Here is a 19,494-nt window from a genome sequence, read left to right on the forward strand (position 1 = left end):
ATCGAGAAGGCTTACATAGAACCTGTTCTCGATACAAAATTGTTTCACAATTTCACTCGAACTGACAAGAATTAAAAAAGCCAGATATTTTTTATCTGGCTTTAATTATATTATAAAAATCTTGTGTTAATCTCGTCCACCAAACACTTGAAGCGCCCAATATAGTAAGGATGCTAAAGCACCAATAGCAGCAACCAAATAGGTTCTTGCAGCCCATTTAAGTGCATCTTCCGAGCCTTTATACTCTTCTTGAGAAACCATGTTTTTATTTTTTAGCCATGCTAACGCTCTATTACTAGCATCATACTCTACTGGAAGTGTAATAAAACTAAACAAAGTAGCAAAGCCCATAAATACTAGACCTGCCACAGCGACCCAATATCCCATTCCGACACCAGCAGCTCCGCCCAGAATAAGTCCTCCAATAACCAGCCATTGTGACATCCCAGAGGTTACACTAACAATAGGCACTAAAGCAGAACGCATTCCTAAAGCATTATATGCTTGTGCATGTTGCACTGCATGTCCACATTCGTGAGCCGCAACTGCTGCGGCTGCAGCATTACGTTGATTATAAACCGCCTCACTTAAATTGACGGTTTTGTTTTTAGGATTATAATGGTCTGTTAATTGTCCAGGAACCGAAATTACCTCAACATCAAAAATACCATTGTCTGCCAGCATTTTTTCAGCAATCTCTTTACCAGTCATGCCATTGCGTAATTGAACTTTAGAGTATTGCGCAAACTTTTGCTTTAATTTATTACTAACTAACCAACTTACTAGAGCTATCGCTCCAATTAATATATAATATCCTATCATTTTCTTTAATGTTTTTGTTATGTAAATTTAGACAATGTACAGCAAAAAATAAGCCAAATATTCGTTAAGAAATTTTGTCAGTTTAAGTTTCTAAAAACTAGTCAAACTCGTCATAAGGGTCGTATGGGACTCCAGTTATTTCCACTTCATCTTCATTACCATCCTCATCAACATCGAAGAAACGTTTATATCTTATTAAACTATCACTCACCTCAAGAATTTCATATTGTGCAACCAATTGTTCTCCAAAATAAAGGTCTATTTTTTTTCCAATTAATTCCCATTTTAGATTTGTAGAGCTAATCGCGCATTCTGCACAAATATCACAATTAGAAACATAATCTTCTTCAAAATCAAATAGCTTTCCTTCTTCGTTATAAAACTGAAACATGTCTTTTACACAACCTTCAGTATGCTGATACATATAAAACTCGCCATTAATTGTAACTGTATCATATGCCCAAGAGCCAATAATAGCCTCCAAAATATAAGGGTCTGGAGCTTTATCTATATCATCATCTTTTGAACAAGATGTTAAAATTATGAGCATTAAAAACCCAACTAAGTACCTCATAATTATATTTTTATTATCCAACAATATTCACAATTTTACCAGGTACTACAATGACTTTTTTAGGTTCGCGACCTTGTAATTGTTCTTTGGTTTTGTCGTTTGCTAATACAGCTTTTTCAATGTCATCTTTACTTAAGTCTAATGCCAATTCCATTGTGAAACGCATTTTACCATTAAACGAAATTGGATAATTTTTAGTGCTTTCCACCAAATGACTTTCATCAAATTTTGGAAAATCAGCTAATGAAATCGATGAGTCATGACCTAACTGATTCCATAACTCCTCAGCGATATGTGGCGCATAAGGTGAGATTAACACTAATAATGGTTCTAATATTTGCTTGCTTGTACACTTTTGAGCAGTGAGTTCATTACATGCAATCATAAAGGTAGATACAGACGTGTTGAATGAAAAGTTCTCAATATCTTCTTCTACTTTTTTTATGGTTTTATGAAGTGTTTTCAGGTTGTCTTTAGTTGGTGCAGCATCTGTAACTTTTAAACCATTGTCGTCGTTATACAACTTCCATAATTTTTTAAGGAAACTATGTACGCCTGTAATTCCAGCAGTATTCCAAGGTTTATATTGCTCTAAAGGCCCAAGGAACATTTCATAGAGACGTAAACTGTCTGCACCATAATCAATACAAATTTGGTCTGGATTTACCACGTTGTATTTGGATTTGGACATTTTTTCGACGTCTCGATTAACCTTAACAATATCTTTTTCTTGTTCTTCTTTAGTTGTTATAAATTTTATATGTTCATATTTGAATTCTTTCATCCAATTTCTAAAAGATGGAACATCTATTTCATTTGATGCATTAACGTATTTTACATCTACGTGAATTTCATCTAATTGTATTGACTCCAAAGACAATCCAGTGAATTCCTGAATAAAATTAAGAGTTTCTATTCTCTTTTCAGAATCGTTATAATTATTGAATACCTCTCCGGAAACAAAAAATTCAGGCTTCTCATTTATTCTATAAACAAAAGCACTCGTTCCAAGAATCATCCCTTGGTTAATCAGCTTTTTAGCAAACTCATCATAAGGTACTAATCCTAAATCAAACATAAATTTTTGCCAGAAACGAGAATATAATAAATGTCCTGTTGCATGCTCGCTTCCACCAATATATAAATCTACTTGTTGCCAGTAGTTAATGGCATCTTGCGAGAAGATTTCCTTATCATTTTGAGGGTCCATATAACGGTTAAAATACTGTGAACTTCCAGCCCAACCAGGCATAGTGTTTAATTCTAATGGAAAGATGGTTTTATTATCAATCTTATCATTATCAACCACAGTATTAGTCTCAGTGCACCAAGCCCAAACCGTTGCGTTTCCTAAAGGTGGTTCGCCAGTTTCGGTTGGTAAATATTTTTCTACTTCTGGAAGCTCAATTGGCAAATGCTTCGCATCAATCATTTGCGGCATGCCATTTACATAATACACTGGAAATGGTTCGCCCCAATAACGCTGACGAGAAAACACAGCATCACGTAATCTGTAGTTGGTTTTCCCTTTACCTTGACCTAGTTTTTCTAATTCGTAAATGGCTGTTTTTACAGCTTTTTTATACGTCAACCCATTTAAAAAATCACTATTAGCAATAATGGTGTTGTCTTTATCTGCAAAGGCTTCTTCAGAAATATCGACGCCTTCAAAAATATTAGGAATAGGAATATTAAAGTGTTTTGCAAAATCGTAATCACGTTGATCACCACAAGGCACAGACATGACTGCTCCTGTTCCGTAACCAGCCAAGACGTAATCGCCAATCCAGATTGGAATTGGTTTTTTGCTAAAAGGATGTTCAGCATAAGCTCCTGTAAACGCACCAGAAATGGTTTTTACATCTGCCATTCTATCACGTTCACTGCGTTTTGCAGTTGCTTCAATATAAGCCTCAACCTCAGCTTTTTGTTCTGGTGTTGTGATTTTTGATACCAACTCGTGTTCTGGAGCCAAGGTCATGAAGGACACACCAAAAATGGTATCAGGACGTGTGGTGAACACGTCAATTTTATGAGACCCTTCGACTGCGCTCAGGGTGACATTTGGCAAAACATTAAAAGTAACAGAAGCACCAACAGATTTTCCAATCCAGTTACGCTGACTCTCCTTTAAAGAATCTGTCCAATCAATAGTCTCTAATCCTTGAAGCAAACGCTCGGCATAAGCCGAAATTCGCATACTCCATTGTGTCATCTTCTTTCTAATTACAGGATGCCCACCACGTTCAGACACACCGTTTACTATTTCGTCGTTTGCTAAAACAGTTCCTAAAGCTGGACACCAGTTTACTTCTGTTTCAGCTAAATAGGTTAATCTGTATTTTAGTAAAATTTCTTGTTTTTTTTCTGATGAATAACAATTCCATTCTTCAACAGTAAACGCTTCTATATCATCATCACATTCTGCATTGACATTTGTATTTCCCTCAGCTTCAAAAATTTTAATCAGTTCTGAAATATTTTCAGCTTTATCAGAATTGTTGTTATACCACGAATTAAATAGTTGAATGAAAATCCACTGTGTCCACTTGTAATAAGAAGGGTCAGACGTTCTAACTTCACGAGACCAATCGAATGAAAAACCAATTTGATCTAATTGTCGTCTGTATGTTTTAATATTTTCGGCAGTAGTAATTGCAGGATGTTGCCCTGTTTGAATAGCGTATTGTTCCGCAGGTAATCCAAAACTATCATACCCTTGAGGATGCAACACATTAAACCCTTTATGACGCTTGTAACGCGCATAAATATCACTGGCAATATAACCTAATGGATGCCCAACATGCAAACCTGCACCACTTGGATAAGGGAACATATCCAACACATAATACTTTGGTTTGTCTGAATAATTTTCGGCTTTAAACGTTTGGTTTTCTGCCCAATATTTTTGCCATTTGGCTTCTATCTCGTTGAAATGGTATTTCATCGTATTGCTTTCGGTAATTAAAAGCGCAAATTTACGGTTTATAAACAAACTGTAAAACCTTTACATTTAATAAATACGCTAGTTTTCATAACTAAAATCAAAATAATAGATTTACTTTTGAATACATCTAACAAAAACAACAACAAACTAACCTCTATTGCTAACCAACACTCACAAAGCACACTTAGCACTTCTTGGAGCCAATGTTATTTATGGTGCTAATTACCTAATTGCAAAAGGCATTATGCCTAACAAAATTGGCCCTTCAGCTTTTGTGTTTATTAGATTGTTTTGTGGAGTAATTTTATTTTGGATTATAAAATTTTTTATAAAAGAACGCATTGCAAAAAAAGACATGCTTCGATTGGCGCTTTGCGGTTTACTTGGCGCAGCGGCAAATCAGTTATTATTTTTTAATGGTTTAAACCTAACTTCTCCTATTGATGCTTCCATTATTATTACCTCAATTCCTGTGATGGTACTTATCTTTAGCGCATTTATTCTAAAAGAAAAAATAACTTTAAATAAACTTTTAGGAATTACAATTGGAGGTATTGGGGCAGTTTTACTTATTTGGTATGGAAATACCGCCGAAGGAACTAGCTCGTTTTTAGGTAACTTATTAGTATTCCTAAATGCTTGCTGTTATGGGTTATACTTAGTTATTGTAAAACCATTAATGAAAAAATATAACTCTATTACCTTAATTAGTTGGGTCTTTTTGTTTGGGTTTGTGTTCATGTTTCCTTTTGGAATAAGTGATTTATTATCAACAGATTTTTCTTCATTTGATTTAAACACCTATTTAGTAATTACTTTTGTGGTTATTTTCACCACATTTTTTGCATACCTCTTCAATATTTATGCATTGAACTATGTTTCTCCTTCAGTGAACAGTAGCTATGTATATTTACAACCAGCTGTTAGCTTTATTATGGTGAGTATTTATGCTTATGTGCTTATGCACGATGAATATGCACAAGACATTAATCTAATAAAAATATTAAGTTCTCTATTGGTAGTTTCTGGCGTATATTTAATAAGCCGAAAAGCAAAACTAACTTAATCCACGAGCTTTTCTTTCTTGGGGCAATAAACAATGATAAATAAATGAGTTTGCTGGAGTTAAAACATGAAGTTCTTTTCCTTGTTTTACGATATAGCCATTAAAATTTTCGAGCTCACTTGGTCGTCCAGCCATAAAATCTCGTTGCATAGATGCTGTGGTTCCGTGATTAAAATTATCTATAATTTTTAATGTCATTTCAATATCACTATTTGTTAACGCAACACCTTTTGCATTCGCTATTGCTACAATTTCATTAGCTGTTTGATACATAATTTGTCTCAAATAATCATCCTTTCTAATCTCTCCATAAACCACTCGTGTGATAGCTCCAATACCACTTATTGTTGTAATAAAAAGAAACTTTTTCCAAATATCTAATTGGATGTTTTCTGAAATAGTGCTTTTAAATCCTGCTTTATCAAAAGCTGATTTCACTTTTTTTGCTCGAGACGTAAGCTTACCATCATATTCTCCAAAAACAATTTCTGGTTCAAAAGCAAAATGATTGATAACACCTGGTGCTTCAATTTTACTCACTATTTTGCACAGTCCTGCGAGTACGTTTTCATGCGGAAGTATATTTCGTAATCTATCGGCATTATCAGCACCATTTTGCAATGGTAATATCATCGTTTGTTTAGAAATCACATCTTTTAACTCTTTAGCAATAGCTTCAACTTGCCACGATTTTACACCAAGAATCACTAAGTCTGAATTTTTTAGCTCTTTAATATCATCTGTAACTTTAGGATGTACCACAAAATCGCCATTGACACTTTTTACTTTTAATCCGTTAAGTTTTATTGCCTGAAGCGTTTTACCTCTAGCTATAAACGTGACGTCAAAGCCAGCATGTGCTAATTTTCCACCAAAATAGCCTCCTACGCCTCCAGCACCTACAACAACAATGTTCATATGTTTTAGTTATTATAATTATAGATTAAAGATACTTTTATATTTTTACGCTAACAAGAAAAAATTTATGAGTTCAGCATTTGAAAAACATCAAAAACGTCGATTGATATCTTCCTATTTTTCAGTAGTGATAAGCATTGCTTTGGTGTTGTTTTTATTAGGATTGTTAGGCATGTTAGTCTTAAATGCTAAAACTATTTCCAACAATTTTAAGGAGCGTGTCGTAATGACCATTTACTTGAATGATACTGCTAAGGAGGTTGAAATTAATCAGCTAGAAAAAAGTTTAACACTTGCTAGTTACATAAAGGAAACCAAATATATTTCTAAAGAAGATGCTGCCGATTTTATGAAAGGCGAATATGGTGAAGATTTTTTGGATGATATTGGACACAACCCACTACAAAACTCTATTGAAGTTAATTTAAAAGCAGATTTTGTAACCGAGCAACGCTTGGATAGTATTTCGCAAGCTACGTTAACTAAAAAATTTGTAGATGATGTACGTTATGATAAAGATTTGGTCTCAATGATGAATAGCAACGTAAAACGTATTAGTCTTTGGGTGTTAATTATAAGTGCCTTATTCACCTTAATTGCGGTATTACTTATTAATAGTTCCATTAGACTGTCTGTATATTCTAAACGTTTTACTATAAAAACCATGCAAATGGTTGGTGCAACCAAGCAATTTATTAGACGTCCTTTTATTTGGAAAAGTATTAAACTAGGCATCATTGGTGCTGTGATTGCCTTAATTGGGATGGCAGTTGTGCTCTATTATATTGATAAAACATTTGCCGATTTAGAGTTGTTAAGCAACCCACTATTAATTACTGGATTGTTTTTAGGCGTGTTTGTACTTGGTATTGTAATAACTTGGATAAGCACATATATTGCCACGCAACGATTCTTGAATTTAAAGACGGATCAGTTGTATTATTAATGGTTGTATCCAAACTACAAGTGAAATTATAAAATGAGCAAAATTTCGTTTTTAGAAATCATTAAAGAAGAGTTTAATGTGCAATTGAATCCTTCGGAGTTGAAAAGTTTTATTGATAAAAAAAATAAAAAGAAATTCTTTGTAAAATGGTTAACCGAAAATCAATTTATGATTAGCTTAAATTTTTCGTTTGGTACTAATTATGCATTTGATATTGACTATAAATCTAAAAGTGCGATTTGTGCTAGCGTAACTATGTGTGAATTAACTGAAAACAAAACACATATTAAAATTGAGACAAAAAATAAATATGGGTTATTAGTTATACTAATTTTACCCATAATCATGATGATTTTCCAATTTGTGTTCGATTTAGAAATTCCTTTGTTTTCCTATTTTATTCCCTTAATTTTTTTCGTCTTTATCTCTTCGATTTTTAAAAGTGAAGAAAAAAGGTTAATTAGATATTTTAAAGAGTATCTCAGTCATTGAAAAAAGTACATTATAAATAGTAATCTTTCGTTATACACTTAGAAAAAATAAATTTCAATCAATTACGTTATCATAGAACTAACCAACAATTCAACATGAAACGAAAAACGCCTTTTTTTGTCCTTGCCCTTTTTCTTTCAGTATTTCTAGTATTTAAATCGTGTGTGATTAACAATCCGCAACCTGAAGATTGTGAAGTTGTAGAGGTAACTATTAAGAAAATAACCGAAGGATCGTCGTACGATATCGTGTTTCATGACACTGGAACAGACTATTATTACATTAATAGAGGTTTAGAACAAGGATTAAATTTAGAAACTCTTAACGCAAAAGTTTTAAATAAAACCGTTACTTTGCACTTACCAAAGCTATTATTAGGTACATCAGAGCATATTGCACAAATAGCCATTGGAGATGACATTATTTTTACCGAGTTTGATTAATTATGGGAGAACAAAAGCGCAAACAAGACACAAAAAGTAATTTCCTATTTGGAAAGAAGAACTATAAATTCATGCTCATTGGTATTGCTTTTATTGCCTTAGGCTTTATTTTAATGTCTGGTGGTGGTAGTGACGACCCAAATGTGTTTGACGAAAGTATTTTTAGTTGGAGACGTATTAGGTTAGCACCAACACTTGTATTAATTGGATTTGGTATTCAGGTTTATGCCATTCTACTGAATCCTGATAAATCTGATTCTCAAAAATAAAATTCTTATTCCTATTTTAAGGTCGCCCTATTTTGATACATTTGCCTCATGGAAGTAATTGACGCCATTTTATTAGGAATTATACAAGGACTTACCGAGTTTTTACCTGTATCATCCAGTGGTCATTTAGAACTTGGAAAAGCCATCTTAGGAGATAATTCAGTTCCAGAGGAAAGTCTATTATTTACAGTCGTTTTACACTTTGCGACTGCATTAAGTACTATTGTGGTTTTTAGAAAAGACATTTTCGATATTATTAAAGGCCTTTTTGCTTTTAAATGGAATGAAGACACCCAATTTGTAGCAAAAATTGCAGTGTCAATGCTACCTGCTGCCATTATTGGCTTTACGTTCGAAAGTGAATTATCGGCACTTTTTGGAGGTAACATAAAACTAGTTGGTTTTATGCTCATCATTACAGCATTGTTACTTTACTTAACCGATAAAGCAAAAAACACCAACAAAAAAGTATCGTTTTCTAACGCTTTAGTTATTGGTTTTTCGCAAGCCATTGCGATGCTACCAGGAATTTCACGTTCGGGAGCTACTATATCGACTTCAGTACTTTTAGGAAACGATAAAACCAAAGCAGCACGTTTTTCATTTTTAATGGTCGTGCCCTTAATTTTTGGAAAGATAGCTAAAGACATTTTAAGCGGCGAATTGACTTATGATAGTCAGAATTTCACTGCCTTATCTATAGGTTTTGTAGCAGCATTTATTTCTGGATTGTTTGCTTGTACATGGATGATTGCTTTAGTAAAGAAAAGTAAGCTTAAATACTTTGCCTATTACTGTGTAATTGTAGGTTTAATTGCCATTGGCGTTTCATTTTACAACTAGATGAAAACCTTAGAAGATTTCAAAAACGGTCAAGTTTTATTAATTGACAAGCCTCTAAATTGGACCTCTTTTCAGGTGGTTAATAAGTTACGATGGCATATTAGAAAGACCTTTGGCATAAAAAAAATTAAGGTTGGTCATGCAGGCACTTTAGACCCTCTAGCCACAGGATTACTAGTAATTTGTACTGGGAAAATGACAAAGCAAATCAATGAATTTCAAGCGCAAGTAAAAGAATACACTGGAACCATAACCTTAGGAAGTACCACACCATCGTTCGATTTGGAAACAGACATAGACAAAACCTACCCAACAGAGCATATTACTGAAAAGCTTGTTCACGAAACAACCAAACAATTTATTGGAGATATCGAACAATATCCTCCAGTATTTTCAGCCATTAAAAAAGATGGAAAGCGTCTGTATGAATTTGCTAGAGCTGGAGAATCTGTAGAAATTAAATCAAGAACCATTAATATTTCAGAATTTGAAATTACGCGATTTCAAAATAATGAGGTGGATTTTAGAGTGGTTTGCAGTAAAGGCACTTACATTCGTTCGCTTGCAAACGATTTTGGAAAAGCATTACAATCTGGAGGGCACTTAACAGCTTTGAGGCGTACCAAAATTGGTGATTTTCATGTAGACAATGCACTTTCTATTCAAAATTTTATAGAAAGTTTGCCTTCGGAATAATTCTTGATAATCATTTTGCTTCTAACAAAACCAATCAATGAAGCAATTACTCACAATACTTTTTCTATTTATATCACTCACCGTATTTTCTCAAGAAGATGAAGAAATCAACGGATTTTACTATAAAATATCTTTAGCAACTACCTTAACTATTAATGAAGACTACACCATTACTCAAGATGATGATACAGGCCCATTAATTCTTCCAAGCGCCTTTTTTATTAATAATACATTTGGTTATAGATTTGACGAACGCTCTGCTATTGGGCTTAATTTAGAGTATAATTGGCATTCGGAAAGTGGTTTACATTTCTTTCCCGCTCATTTAAGTTTTAGATACAATATTATTGCCGATGATGACAATGTATTTGTTAGGTCTGGTTATGGTCGCCTATTAAATTTAGGAAAATCTTTTGAGTCTGGAACTATGTATAAAGTGGGCGCTGGGGTAGAAATTTTTAATGAAGATTACACAAATTCGTTTCTAATTGGGTTGGATTTTTCAAGAAAACGGTTTGGATATAAACAGCTGGATAAACTATCAAGTATCGCTGTTTTTTTTGAATTTATGCTGTTTTAAACTATTTTCGAGAACTCTACGTATATAATAATGCGTAATTTATTACAAGAAAATGTCTGTTTCTAACACATATAAAGCCCTAATTATAACTGCACTGTTATCTACTGCGGTGATACTTCTTGGATTTACAATTCATATAAAAAAGAAATCTAAACTGGTTGCAGAAACCTTTTATGAAATGGATGCCGAGGCTGTTGAAGAAGAAGAAAAAGAAGAACTAGAAGACATTTTAAAAAGTCTTGATAATTTAATGGCAACTCCAGCAACAAATCAAGCTTTTAATGAAACAAAAACTTACGAAAATGATAAGGCTGTCGATGAGGCATTTGAAGAGCAAATGGAAGCCATTAAAAATCGCACAAGTATTGAAGAATTAAAGGCTGCCAATCAAGATAATAATGTATTAACTGCCTCTAATAGTGGTAGTAAGAAAGACAAGTCTTCTGCGTTTGGCAGCATTAATGATATAGTAAGTAAGCGTCTTGAAAGTCAGAAAAATGCCGACAATAGTGCCAATAAAAATAGCTCGGTAAGTTACTCTTTGGTAGATAGACTGCATACTTTTTTACCAACACCAATATACTTATGCGAACAAGGTGGAAAAATAGTAGTTAATATAACAGTAAATCATGAAGGCAATGTTGTGGATGCCTATATTAATGCCTCATCATCATCTGAAAATGGTTGTTTAATTGATCATGCCTTGGAATATGCCAAAGAATCTAAGTTTAATAAAAATCCGAAAAAAACTTCACAACTAGGAACTATTACGTTCTTGTTTAGAGGCAAGAACTAGGTTGTAATTCGCAAAGTAATTCCGTTAGGTCTTCTAATGTACTCTGCCCTTTATCTTTATTATACCACACTTGTAAATCCTGTTTAAAATCAGCCGTTAATACACCATGCTTCTTTTTAAAATCGTTTACCATTTGCGTTACAGTATTTGGTCTTGGACCATACGTTGAAACAATTTCATTTGTTGTATCATCAATCATTATTAACTTTGGAATAGACTTACTACCATTAGTTAAAAACTGATTCATCAATGCCTCATTTTCATCTCTAAGAACCACCTTAAAGTTTATATTTTTATTTAATTCTGCTACTTTATTTATTACAGGCATTACATGAGCTGCATCACCACACCAACTTTCGGTAATGACCAACCAAGTAGCTCTAGAGTCAATAGATATGATTTTTTCCTCAAGATTTACAGGAATTTTTAACGTTTTGTCCCAGCGCTTCATTCTCCTATCGTTTAGCTTGGTATATTCAATAAGAGCTTCCGTTTTAGAGTCTCCTGTAGTTGATTTTTCTTCAACTAATTGCTCTACTAATTTTGTGTATTTTGGATAAGAAATTGCTTTTTTTAGGCTTTCTTCAATTATATGGTTGTTCATCATATTAGCTTAGTAATTCTTTACAAATTTAATAATTATACTACTACCGTTTTGGTAACAATCATTACATTAGTAGCGCTAATTTAATAACCTTACAAATATGGAAAAACATAGATGTGGTTGGTGTGTTGGAGATTCTTTATATGAAGCTTATCACGACGAAGAATGGGGTGTTCCTGTTTATGATGATGCTAAGTTGTTCGAGTTTTTAATTCTTGAAACGTTTCAAGCTGGTTTAAGTTGGATTACCGTATTACGCAAGCGTGAAAATTTTAGAAATGCTTTTGACAACTTTGACTATAAAAAAATTGCAAATTATAATGAAAAAAAAATAGAGTCCCTGTTAAAAGATGCTGGAATCATAAGAAATAAATTAAAGGTAAATGCCACCGTAAGTAATGCGCAAGCCTTTATGAAAATTCAAGATGAATTTGGCAGTTTTAGTCATTATATATGGAAATTCACCAATGGAAAACCCATAAAAAACACCATTGTCAATTATAAAGATGCGCCTGCAAATACTGAGTTAAGCAATACAATTAGCAAGGACTTAAAAAAACGTGGTTTTAAATTTGTTGGCACTACAGTAGTATATGCTCACATGCAAGCTACTGGAATGGTCAATGACCACGAAGTATCGTGTTTTAGATATAATCAAGTTTAATGATAATAACTATCTATTTCTTGATGATTATAAGGAATAATATTTAACAAATGCTTTATAGCTTCTAATCTAGCCTTACTTTTTCTGTTAGCCTTAACAATAATCCAAGGTGCTAATTCGGTATTTGTTTTATCAAACATTGTAGTTTTATAGCCAGTATATTTATCCCAAAGTCTTTGCGCTTTCTGGTCTACAGTACTAAATTTCCATTTTTTAATTGGACTAGCCTTAATCTCTCTAAAACGCTTAGCTTGCTCAATTTTAGTTATTGAAAAATAGAATTTAACCAATCTAATTCCAGACTCTATTATCATTCTCTCAAAATCATTAACCTGATTCATAAAAATGTTATACTCCTCTTGAGTACAGAATCCGTTTACTGGTTCTACTACTGCACGATTATACCAACTTCTATCAAAAAATACAATTTTTCCTTCTCTTGGTAACTGATTTATATAACGCTGAAAATACCATTCTCCCTTTTCCTCTTCAGTTGGCTTAGGCAATGCTACAACCCTAAATTCACGAGGGTTTAAATGTTGTGTAATCCTCCTAATTGCTCCACCTTTTCCTGCAGCATCTCTTCCTTCGAATATAACGACAACTTTTTCATTGTTCCTTTTTACCCAATGTTGCAGTTGAATTAATTCTTCTTGTAATCTTTTAAGTCGAACTTCATGATTAACAATCCTTACTGCTTTGGCAGTAGTCATATTTTCTTCTGTAAGGAATAGCTTTATTCCTTTTTTAGAATTTAATCTCTTTAAACTTTTATCTGATAAACCTCTCATTAATTATCTATTTGTTTTACCATTCTATGATAGCGTTGTACAACATTTGGGTCTGGCAATATGGTTGTATTTGATTTACCTTTACCTTCATAATTAAAGCGTGATAGTACGTACCTAATACTTTCTAAACGCGCTTCTCTTTTTTCGTTAGTTTTTACAATAATCCAAGGACTAAATGTGGTGTGTGTTTTACTAAACATTTGCTCTTTATAAAATGTATATTTATCCCACAAACGTTGCCCTTCTTTATCAACTTCACTAAACTTCCAACGTTTTAATGGATTTTTTAATCGTGCATCAAAACGTTTGACTTGCTCTTCCTTTGAAATGGAGAACCAAAATTTAATAATCTCGACACCATCTTCATAAAGCATGTGTTCAAATTCTGGTACTTGCACCATAAATTTATTATACTCCTCATCATTACAAAATCCCATAACAGGTTCTACGACTGCACGATTATACCAACTACGATCAAACAGCACAATTTCTCCAGGGTTAGGTAATGCTTTAATATAGCGTCTAAAATACCATTGCCCCTTTTCTACATCTGTTGGTTTAGTTAAAGCTACAACGCGCATGGAACGTGGATTTAAATGCTCAGCAAAGCGACGAATAGCTCCACCTTTTCCTGCAGCATCTCTACCTTCAAAAATAATACATACTCGTTTTTTGTGTTTTGCAACCCATTGTTGTAAATCAACAAGTTCGGCTTGAAGTTTTATTAACTCTTTTTCATAATTTACAGCATACATGATGTCATCATAACGACCTCCATCCAGCTTTTCTTTAAGTGTTTGAAGAAATTCTTCTCTATTTGTATGTTTTTCAAAATCTTGTTGTGTTAACATAGGCATTTTTATATTTTACAAAGATTTATATATATATTTTTTTAATCTATGACTTTTGTCAATTTATGAAATTAATAAATTCTTTTCTTGATATATATTCTGCTCCTAGGCTTTCTAGATGCCTTGTATATACTTGGCAATCTATTAAATTATAATTGGAATTTTTTAAAAATGCTATTAAACCCACCTTACTTGCATTACTTTTTTTAGTAAACATGCTTTCGCCACAAAATACTTTTTCGTTTAAATCTATTCCATAAAGTCCTGCAACTAATTCTTTACCTTCCCAAACCTCTACAGATTTAGCATATCCCAAGTCATGCAAATTGCAATAGGCCTCTATCATTTCATCAGTAATCCAAGTATTGGATTGTCCTTCTCTTTTAATTTTGGCACATTCATTAATTACTTGTCTAAAATCTTTATTTATAGTTACTAAATAGTTGCAGTTTTTTAATATTTGCCTCATACTTTTTGAGACTTTCAATTTATTGGGGAAAAGCACAAATCTAGGGTCTGGAGACCACCATAAAATAGGCTGACCAGCTTCATACCATGGGAAAATCCCTTTTTTGTAGGCATCTATTAAGCGATTAACCGTTAAATCACCTCCTATAGCAAGTAAACCTTCTTCATTGGCTTCTGTAACCTCTGGAAAATCTAGATTATTTGTTAAAAAGTGCATCAAATTTATTTGTTTAATAGAACAATTAAGATAGTATAATTTAAGTCAATAAAAAAGCCTCAGTTAATAAACTGAGGCCTTGTTTTCTTTTTTGATTATACTTAAAAAGGAAGGTCGTCGTGCTCGTCTTCATTTAAACTATCAACAGGCTCAAAAGCTTCTGCTGGTGGTACTGGAGGTACATTCTCGTTTGAAGCGTCTTGTTGTACATTTTCTATTCTCCAACCTTGAATAGAGTTGAAATATTTAGTTTCACCTTGAGGATTTACCCATTCTCTTCCTCTAAGGTTTATGTTAATTTTAACTTGCTGTCCAACTTGATAATTATTTAATAAATCTGTTTTATCTTGAACAAATTCAATCATTATATGTTGTGGGTATTGCTCTTCGGTAGTGACAACTACTTCTCTCTTTCTAAACCCATTTGTCCCAAACGTTTGAGTTTCTCCAATTACTTTAATTTTACCTTGTACTTCCATCGGTTCTTACTTAATTATTTATTTCTGTTAATTTTATTTCTAATTTATTTTTCGGTTAATAAAAGTTTCCATGCGCTTTCTACATCACCATAACTCAAATAGTTTTGAGCAATTTTATGCCTTTCTCTGTGCGACATATCTCTAACATTTGGATAACGCTCACTCACATCTTTTAAAAACTCTTCTATCTCTTTATCACTTGGTAAAGCTTCAACATTTCCTAACACACCAAGATCATTTCCTGTTAAAATCATACTGTTTTTAACATGCTCAGGCATTGCATCTACACCAATACCTAGAGTAGATAGTGGCTTTGGTATTTCAAAAAACCCTTTATTGGCTCTACTGTAATAACTTCCACCAGCTCTAGCTACCAAATCTAATTGTTCTTGATTAATAGTATCATCTTCATTGAGGACTTCACTTGTTATGTGAAATTTCACCACTTCACAGATTATTAAATTTCCTGCACCTCCTTCATTTCCCAATTTAATAATATCGTTAACCTTACATTCGAATTGAATTGGCGATTCGGCTACTCTAAATGGTTTTACCAAATCGGACTCCAACATGGCTAATCCTGCTTTTTTAAATTCATTCACATTTTCAGGATATTCTGTACTAGCTAAGGACATTTGCTGAACAATGTCAAAATTCACCACATTAATAACCACTTCCTTTACCTGTTCTACATTATTTAAGGTGTGTTTTGTTGTATTCCCTCTAACGCGTCTAGCAGGTGAAAATACCATAATTGGTGGATTTGCGCTAAAGATATTAAAGAAACTAAATGGTGATAAATTAGGGTTCCCTTCAGCATCAATTGTGCTAGCAAAAGCAATAGGTCTAGGCGCAACTGCACTTAGCAAATAGCTATGTAATTTTCCTGTCGATAAGTCTTTTGGCTCTAACGAAAGCATCTCTAAAATTTTGAGTCACAAAGTTAACAATCTAAGTAGTAACTAAAAACCATTTTACTAACAACTAGAACAATAATATTAACATATTTACATTATATTTAAAATTGAAAAATCAAACTTATCTTTTTTGAGTAACAGAAACATTTTACGTTGGGTTATTACAGTAGCATCTTTTGCTATTATTTCATTAATTCTTTGGAATACTTACACATTTTTTCAACATTTTAAGGCTGAAGAACGTGTAAAAATGGAAAATTGGGCTAATGCTCAAAGAGAGATTAATAGAACTCTTGATTTAAATGCCGATTTAGGTGATCTTCCTCTTCAAATACTTTCAAGCAACAAAACAACTCCTATGATAAGGTATAATGTTGATGGAAGTTATAATTATAATAACATTGATGAAGAAAAAGCAAAGGATTCTTCATATATAAAGAAGTTGATAATACAATTCGAAAAAGAAAATGAGCCAATAGAAATGGTTTATACTGACCCCGTAACTAACGAAACAGAAAGCGCAGGCATTCTCTATTATGGAAACTCTCCTTTACTTGAAAAATTAAAATACTACCCATTAGCTTTAATTCTAATTATATTGTTATTTGGCGCAGTAGCTTTTTTCTTTTACAAAAGTTCAAAGGTAGCTACGCAAAACAAGTTATGGACAGGAATGGCAAAAGAAACTGCCCATCAAATTGGCACACCTTTATCGTCCTTAATTGGTTGGACAGAAATATTAAAAATGGAAAATGTAGATCCTAATCATATTCTTGAAATTGAAAAAGACATCAATAGACTTCAAACCATTACAGATAGATTTAGTAAAATTGGCTCTATTCCAAAGCTTGAAATTTCAAATATTGTTAATGAAACCAAAGAGTCTTTCAATTATTTAAAAACACGTTCTTCAAAACTTGTTGATTTTGAATTTACAGCTACAAATGAAATTGTTAACGTCAACCTAAACAAACAACTTTATAGCTGGACTATAGAAAACCTTGTAAAAAATGCTATTGATGCCATGAAGGGAAAAGGGCAAATAAAAATTGAAGTTGTTCCTAATGACAAATATGTTCATGTACGAGTGTCAGATACTGGAAAAGGCATACCTAAAGCGAGATTTAAAAAAATATTTGAACCTGGTTTTACTAGTAAAAAACGTGGTTGGGGATTAGGATTATCGCTTGCAAAACGTATTGTAGAGGATTATCATGATGGAAAAATTAAGGTAATTTCATCCGAAATAGGTAAAGGCACGACTATACAAGTTTCTTTAAAAAAAGTTTAGATTTAACATATTGAAAAACCAATATATACATATAAAAACAGAATCTCTAAACAATCATTGTCCTGAATGTTTTTCTACTGAAGGCTTGCAATTGTCCTTCAAACAAAAACACAATGAAACTCGTTTTTATAAGGCAATGACCAACGATATTACCTATGAATTAAAGTGCGAGACTTGTAATAGTGAGATTTTCCCTGTGCGCTGGACCAATGATATTGAACGCGTAGTAGATTACAAGAAAAAAGCATTTACACCTAAACCAAAATCCTTTAAATTAAAACGATTGGCTTGGATACTTTTAATAAGCTTAGACGCTTTAATTTTACTAGGGATATTATTTGCAGTTGGAGTAATAAAAATTTAAAGATTACTTTTAATAGCTTTTGCAATAGCTTCAAACTCTTCTTTAGTTAAAGATTCTTTACTTGTAAACCGCGCATCTTCCATTGAATTTAAAGGAATTAAATGCACATGTACATGAGGTACTTCTAACCCAATTACAGACATCCCAACACGCTTACAATCTATTGTTCTTTGAATAGCAATAGCTACTTTTCTTGAAAAATTCATTAATCCATTGTAGACAGATTCATCAAGGTCGAAAATCTTATCTACTTCTTTTTTAGTAATGCATAAGGTATGTCCTTTTGCATTAGGGTTTATGTCTAAAAAGGCCAAGAAATCGTCTGTTTCTGCTACCTTGTAACAAGGTATGTCTCCGTTTATTATTTTAGTGAAAATAGATGCCATTAGGATCTTGATATTTCTAGAATTTCAAAATTTATGATGCCATTTGGCACTTGAATTGCTGCAACATCACCAACAGATTTCCCTAACAATCCTTTACCTATTGGAGAGTTTATGGATATTTTTCCTGCTGCTAAATCTGCTTCACCATCAGCCACTAAAGTATAGGTCATTTCCATACCATTAGCTTGATTCTTTATTTTAACAATAGAAAGAGCCAATACTTTTGATACATCCAATTGAGATTCGTCTATAAGTCTTGCTCCAGCTAGTGCTTCTTCGAGTTTCGCAATTTTCATTTCAAGCATTCCTTGTGCTTCCTTAGCTGCATCGTATTCTGCATTTTCGCTTAAATCGCCTTTATCTCTTGCTTCAGCAATGGCATTTGATGCTTTTGGACGTTCAATATCTTTTAATTGTCGTAACTCTTCTCTTAATTTCTTTAATCCCTCAGCAGTGTAATAAGATACGTTGCTCATAATTCCTCTTTTAATTAAAAAAGTGCTCATAGATTATCTACAAACACAGTACATCTCATCTACGTGAAATTGTAGTACAAATATACAAAATATTACATTAATAACGTTTTTATTGTAAATTGCAACTGAATTGAATCTCTATGAAAAAGCCTATATATTGCTTCCTTTTTACTTTGCTATTAGTTTCTTGTAGTAAGAGTAATATTAATGACCGTAACTGTAGATTCCTATTAAATATAGGTGTTAACACTACTATAAACATGAGTGTTTTTCCATATAGCTCTTTAGAGTTTGTAAGTAATTCGGTATATGTACCTAATGCTGGAAATGGTGGTATAATTGTAACCAATTCTGGTACTGGATTTTTAGCCTGGGATGCAAGCGATCCAAACCATTCGCCTAACACATGCTCAAGGTTAGAAATAAACGGATTGGAAGGTACTTGTGGTTGTAGTGATGCTAACGTATATAGTTTAATTACTGGGCAACCATTAAGTGACCCTGATTTAAACTGTGGCTTAAAAGCCTATCGTGTTGAGCAAAATGGAAACGAATTAATTATAAGTAATTAATAAAAAAAGCGACTCCTAAAAG

General features: G+C 32.9%; 25 protein-coding genes. 13 read left to right on the plus strand and 12 right to left on the minus strand.

Going from position 1 to position 19,494, the window contains the following annotated elements:
• Nucleotides 1-126: 126 nt before the first annotated feature.
• The 3 genes from HB672_RS01500 to HB672_RS01510 form a co-directional block, all read right to left on the minus strand.
• On the minus strand, nucleotides 127-822 hold the full coding sequence (locus HB672_RS01500; RefSeq protein WP_167606597.1) for a zinc metallopeptidase: 696 nt from the start codon (nucleotides 820-822) through the stop codon (nucleotides 127-129).
• A 97-nt stretch (nucleotides 823-919) separates the two neighbouring features.
• Nucleotides 920-1,396: a hypothetical protein gene (locus HB672_RS01505; protein ID WP_167606600.1), complete on the minus strand. Its 477-nt coding sequence runs from the start codon at nucleotides 1,394-1,396 to the stop codon at nucleotides 920-922.
• Between the two features lie 13 nt (nucleotides 1,397-1,409).
• Nucleotides 1,410-4,343: a class I tRNA ligase family protein gene (locus tag HB672_RS01510; protein ID WP_167606604.1), complete on the minus strand. Its 2,934-nt coding sequence runs from the start codon at nucleotides 4,341-4,343 to the stop codon at nucleotides 1,410-1,412.
• Nucleotides 4,344-4,500: 157 nt separating this feature from the next.
• Between HB672_RS01510 and HB672_RS01515 the strand changes: the two genes are divergently transcribed.
• Complete coding sequence (locus HB672_RS01515) at nucleotides 4,501-5,409, plus strand: DMT family transporter (protein WP_167606607.1); 909 nt, start codon at nucleotides 4,501-4,503, stop codon at nucleotides 5,407-5,409.
• Here the strand turns inward: HB672_RS01515 and HB672_RS01520 are convergent.
• Nucleotides 5,401-6,327, minus strand: coding sequence for a 2-dehydropantoate 2-reductase (locus tag HB672_RS01520; protein ID WP_167606610.1), 927 nt, complete (start codon nucleotides 6,325-6,327; stop codon nucleotides 5,401-5,403). The two genes, HB672_RS01515 and HB672_RS01520, sit on opposite strands and share 9 nt — an antisense overlap.
• Before the next feature lie 67 nt (nucleotides 6,328-6,394).
• Between HB672_RS01520 and HB672_RS01525 the strand changes: the two genes are divergently transcribed.
• The 8 genes from HB672_RS01525 to HB672_RS01560 all read left to right on the plus strand — a co-directional run bounded on the left by HB672_RS01525 (nucleotide 6,395) and on the right by HB672_RS01560 (nucleotide 11,392).
• Nucleotides 6,395-7,273 carry a permease-like cell division protein FtsX gene (locus HB672_RS01525; protein ID WP_167606613.1) on the plus strand — a complete coding sequence of 293 codons (879 nt, stop codon included), beginning with the start codon at nucleotides 6,395-6,397 and terminating at the stop codon, nucleotides 7,271-7,273.
• Between the two features lie 33 nt (nucleotides 7,274-7,306).
• Nucleotides 7,307-7,765, plus strand: a complete 459-nt coding sequence (locus tag HB672_RS01530) for a hypothetical protein (protein WP_167606616.1) — start codon at nucleotides 7,307-7,309, stop codon at nucleotides 7,763-7,765.
• A 95-nt stretch (nucleotides 7,766-7,860) separates the two neighbouring features.
• Nucleotides 7,861-8,208 carry a hypothetical protein gene (locus HB672_RS01535; protein WP_167606619.1) on the plus strand — a complete coding sequence of 116 codons (348 nt, stop codon included), beginning with the start codon at nucleotides 7,861-7,863 and terminating at the stop codon, nucleotides 8,206-8,208.
• 2 nt (nucleotides 8,209-8,210) lie between these two features.
• Nucleotides 8,211-8,477, plus strand: coding sequence for a DUF3098 domain-containing protein (locus HB672_RS01540; protein WP_167606622.1), 267 nt, complete (start codon nucleotides 8,211-8,213; stop codon nucleotides 8,475-8,477).
• A gap of 48 nt (nucleotides 8,478-8,525) precedes the next feature.
• Nucleotides 8,526-9,320: an undecaprenyl-diphosphate phosphatase gene (locus tag HB672_RS01545; RefSeq protein WP_167606625.1), complete on the plus strand. Its 795-nt coding sequence runs from the start codon at nucleotides 8,526-8,528 to the stop codon at nucleotides 9,318-9,320.
• On the plus strand, nucleotides 9,321-10,016 hold the full coding sequence (gene truB, locus HB672_RS01550) for a tRNA pseudouridine(55) synthase TruB (RefSeq protein ID WP_167606628.1): 696 nt from the start codon (nucleotides 9,321-9,323) through the stop codon (nucleotides 10,014-10,016). It abuts the gene before it with no gap.
• A gap of 37 nt (nucleotides 10,017-10,053) precedes the next feature.
• Nucleotides 10,054-10,596 carry a hypothetical protein gene (locus HB672_RS01555; protein WP_167606631.1) on the plus strand — a complete coding sequence of 181 codons (543 nt, stop codon included), beginning with the start codon at nucleotides 10,054-10,056 and terminating at the stop codon, nucleotides 10,594-10,596.
• Nucleotides 10,597-10,648: 52 nt separating this feature from the next.
• On the plus strand, nucleotides 10,649-11,392 hold the full coding sequence (locus tag HB672_RS01560) for a hypothetical protein (RefSeq protein WP_167606634.1): 744 nt from the start codon (nucleotides 10,649-10,651) through the stop codon (nucleotides 11,390-11,392).
• On the opposite strand, the gene HB672_RS01565 is transcribed toward HB672_RS01560, so the two are convergent.
• Complete coding sequence (locus tag HB672_RS01565; RefSeq protein ID WP_167606637.1) at nucleotides 11,376-11,999, minus strand: thioredoxin family protein; 624 nt, start codon at nucleotides 11,997-11,999, stop codon at nucleotides 11,376-11,378. The two genes, HB672_RS01560 and HB672_RS01565, sit on opposite strands and share 17 nt — an antisense overlap.
• Before the next feature lie 97 nt (nucleotides 12,000-12,096).
• Here HB672_RS01565 and HB672_RS01570 point away from each other — a divergent pair, with 97 nt between their 5' ends.
• A complete protein-coding gene (locus tag HB672_RS01570; protein WP_167606640.1) occupies nucleotides 12,097-12,660 on the plus strand; it encodes a DNA-3-methyladenine glycosylase I in 564 nt (187 codons plus the stop codon).
• Here the strand turns inward: HB672_RS01570 and ppk2 (HB672_RS01575) are convergent.
• The 5 genes from ppk2 (HB672_RS01575) to HB672_RS01595 form a co-directional block, all read right to left on the minus strand.
• Nucleotides 12,657-13,451 (minus strand): polyphosphate kinase 2, encoded by a 795-nt coding sequence (gene ppk2, locus HB672_RS01575; protein WP_167606643.1) that lies wholly within the window; start codon nucleotides 13,449-13,451, stop codon nucleotides 12,657-12,659. The genes HB672_RS01570 and ppk2 (HB672_RS01575) overlap by 4 nt on opposite strands.
• Nucleotides 13,451-14,302: a polyphosphate kinase 2 gene (gene ppk2, locus HB672_RS01580; protein WP_167606646.1), complete on the minus strand. Its 852-nt coding sequence runs from the start codon at nucleotides 14,300-14,302 to the stop codon at nucleotides 13,451-13,453. The genes ppk2 (HB672_RS01575) and ppk2 (HB672_RS01580) overlap by 1 nt, the downstream gene beginning before the upstream one ends.
• Nucleotides 14,303-14,360: 58 nt before the next feature.
• The gene (gene aat / locus HB672_RS01585; protein WP_167606649.1) at nucleotides 14,361-14,987 is read right to left on the minus strand and encodes a leucyl/phenylalanyl-tRNA--protein transferase; all 627 of its coding nucleotides are present in this window, start codon (nucleotides 14,985-14,987) and stop codon (nucleotides 14,361-14,363) included.
• A 101-nt stretch (nucleotides 14,988-15,088) separates the two neighbouring features.
• Nucleotides 15,089-15,466 carry a DUF3127 domain-containing protein gene (locus HB672_RS01590; protein WP_167606652.1) on the minus strand — a complete coding sequence of 126 codons (378 nt, stop codon included), beginning with the start codon at nucleotides 15,464-15,466 and terminating at the stop codon, nucleotides 15,089-15,091.
• A gap of 44 nt (nucleotides 15,467-15,510) precedes the next feature.
• The gene (locus HB672_RS01595; protein WP_167606655.1) at nucleotides 15,511-16,386 is read right to left on the minus strand and encodes a flavin reductase family protein; all 876 of its coding nucleotides are present in this window, start codon (nucleotides 16,384-16,386) and stop codon (nucleotides 15,511-15,513) included.
• 127 nt (nucleotides 16,387-16,513) lie between these two features.
• Here HB672_RS01595 and HB672_RS01600 point away from each other — a divergent pair, with 127 nt between their 5' ends.
• Both HB672_RS01600 and HB672_RS01605 read left to right on the plus strand, forming a co-directional pair.
• Nucleotides 16,514-17,674, plus strand: a complete 1,161-nt coding sequence (locus HB672_RS01600; protein ID WP_208864167.1) for a HAMP domain-containing sensor histidine kinase — start codon at nucleotides 16,514-16,516, stop codon at nucleotides 17,672-17,674.
• Between the two features lie 10 nt (nucleotides 17,675-17,684).
• Entirely contained in the window at nucleotides 17,685-18,038 is a 354-nt protein-coding gene (locus HB672_RS01605) for a hypothetical protein (RefSeq protein WP_167606658.1), read from the plus strand.
• On the opposite strand, the gene HB672_RS01610 is transcribed toward HB672_RS01605, so the two are convergent.
• Both HB672_RS01610 and greA read right to left on the minus strand, forming a co-directional pair.
• Nucleotides 18,035-18,424 carry an HIT family protein gene (locus tag HB672_RS01610; protein ID WP_167606661.1) on the minus strand — a complete coding sequence of 130 codons (390 nt, stop codon included), beginning with the start codon at nucleotides 18,422-18,424 and terminating at the stop codon, nucleotides 18,035-18,037. The two genes, HB672_RS01605 and HB672_RS01610, sit on opposite strands and share 4 nt — an antisense overlap.
• Nucleotides 18,424-18,900 (minus strand): transcription elongation factor GreA, encoded by a 477-nt coding sequence (greA, locus tag HB672_RS01615; protein ID WP_167606664.1) that lies wholly within the window; start codon nucleotides 18,898-18,900, stop codon nucleotides 18,424-18,426. The genes HB672_RS01610 and greA overlap by 1 nt, the downstream gene beginning before the upstream one ends.
• Before the next feature lie 260 nt (nucleotides 18,901-19,160).
• On the opposite strand from greA, the gene HB672_RS01620 reads away from it, so the two are divergent.
• Nucleotides 19,161-19,472, plus strand: coding sequence for a hypothetical protein (locus HB672_RS01620; protein WP_167606667.1), 312 nt, complete (start codon nucleotides 19,161-19,163; stop codon nucleotides 19,470-19,472).
• Nucleotides 19,473-19,494 lie beyond the last annotated feature (22 nt).

Source organism: Gaetbulibacter sp. S0825 (genome assembly GCF_011777505.1).
Classification (GTDB): domain Bacteria; phylum Bacteroidota; class Bacteroidia; order Flavobacteriales; family Flavobacteriaceae; genus Pontimicrobium.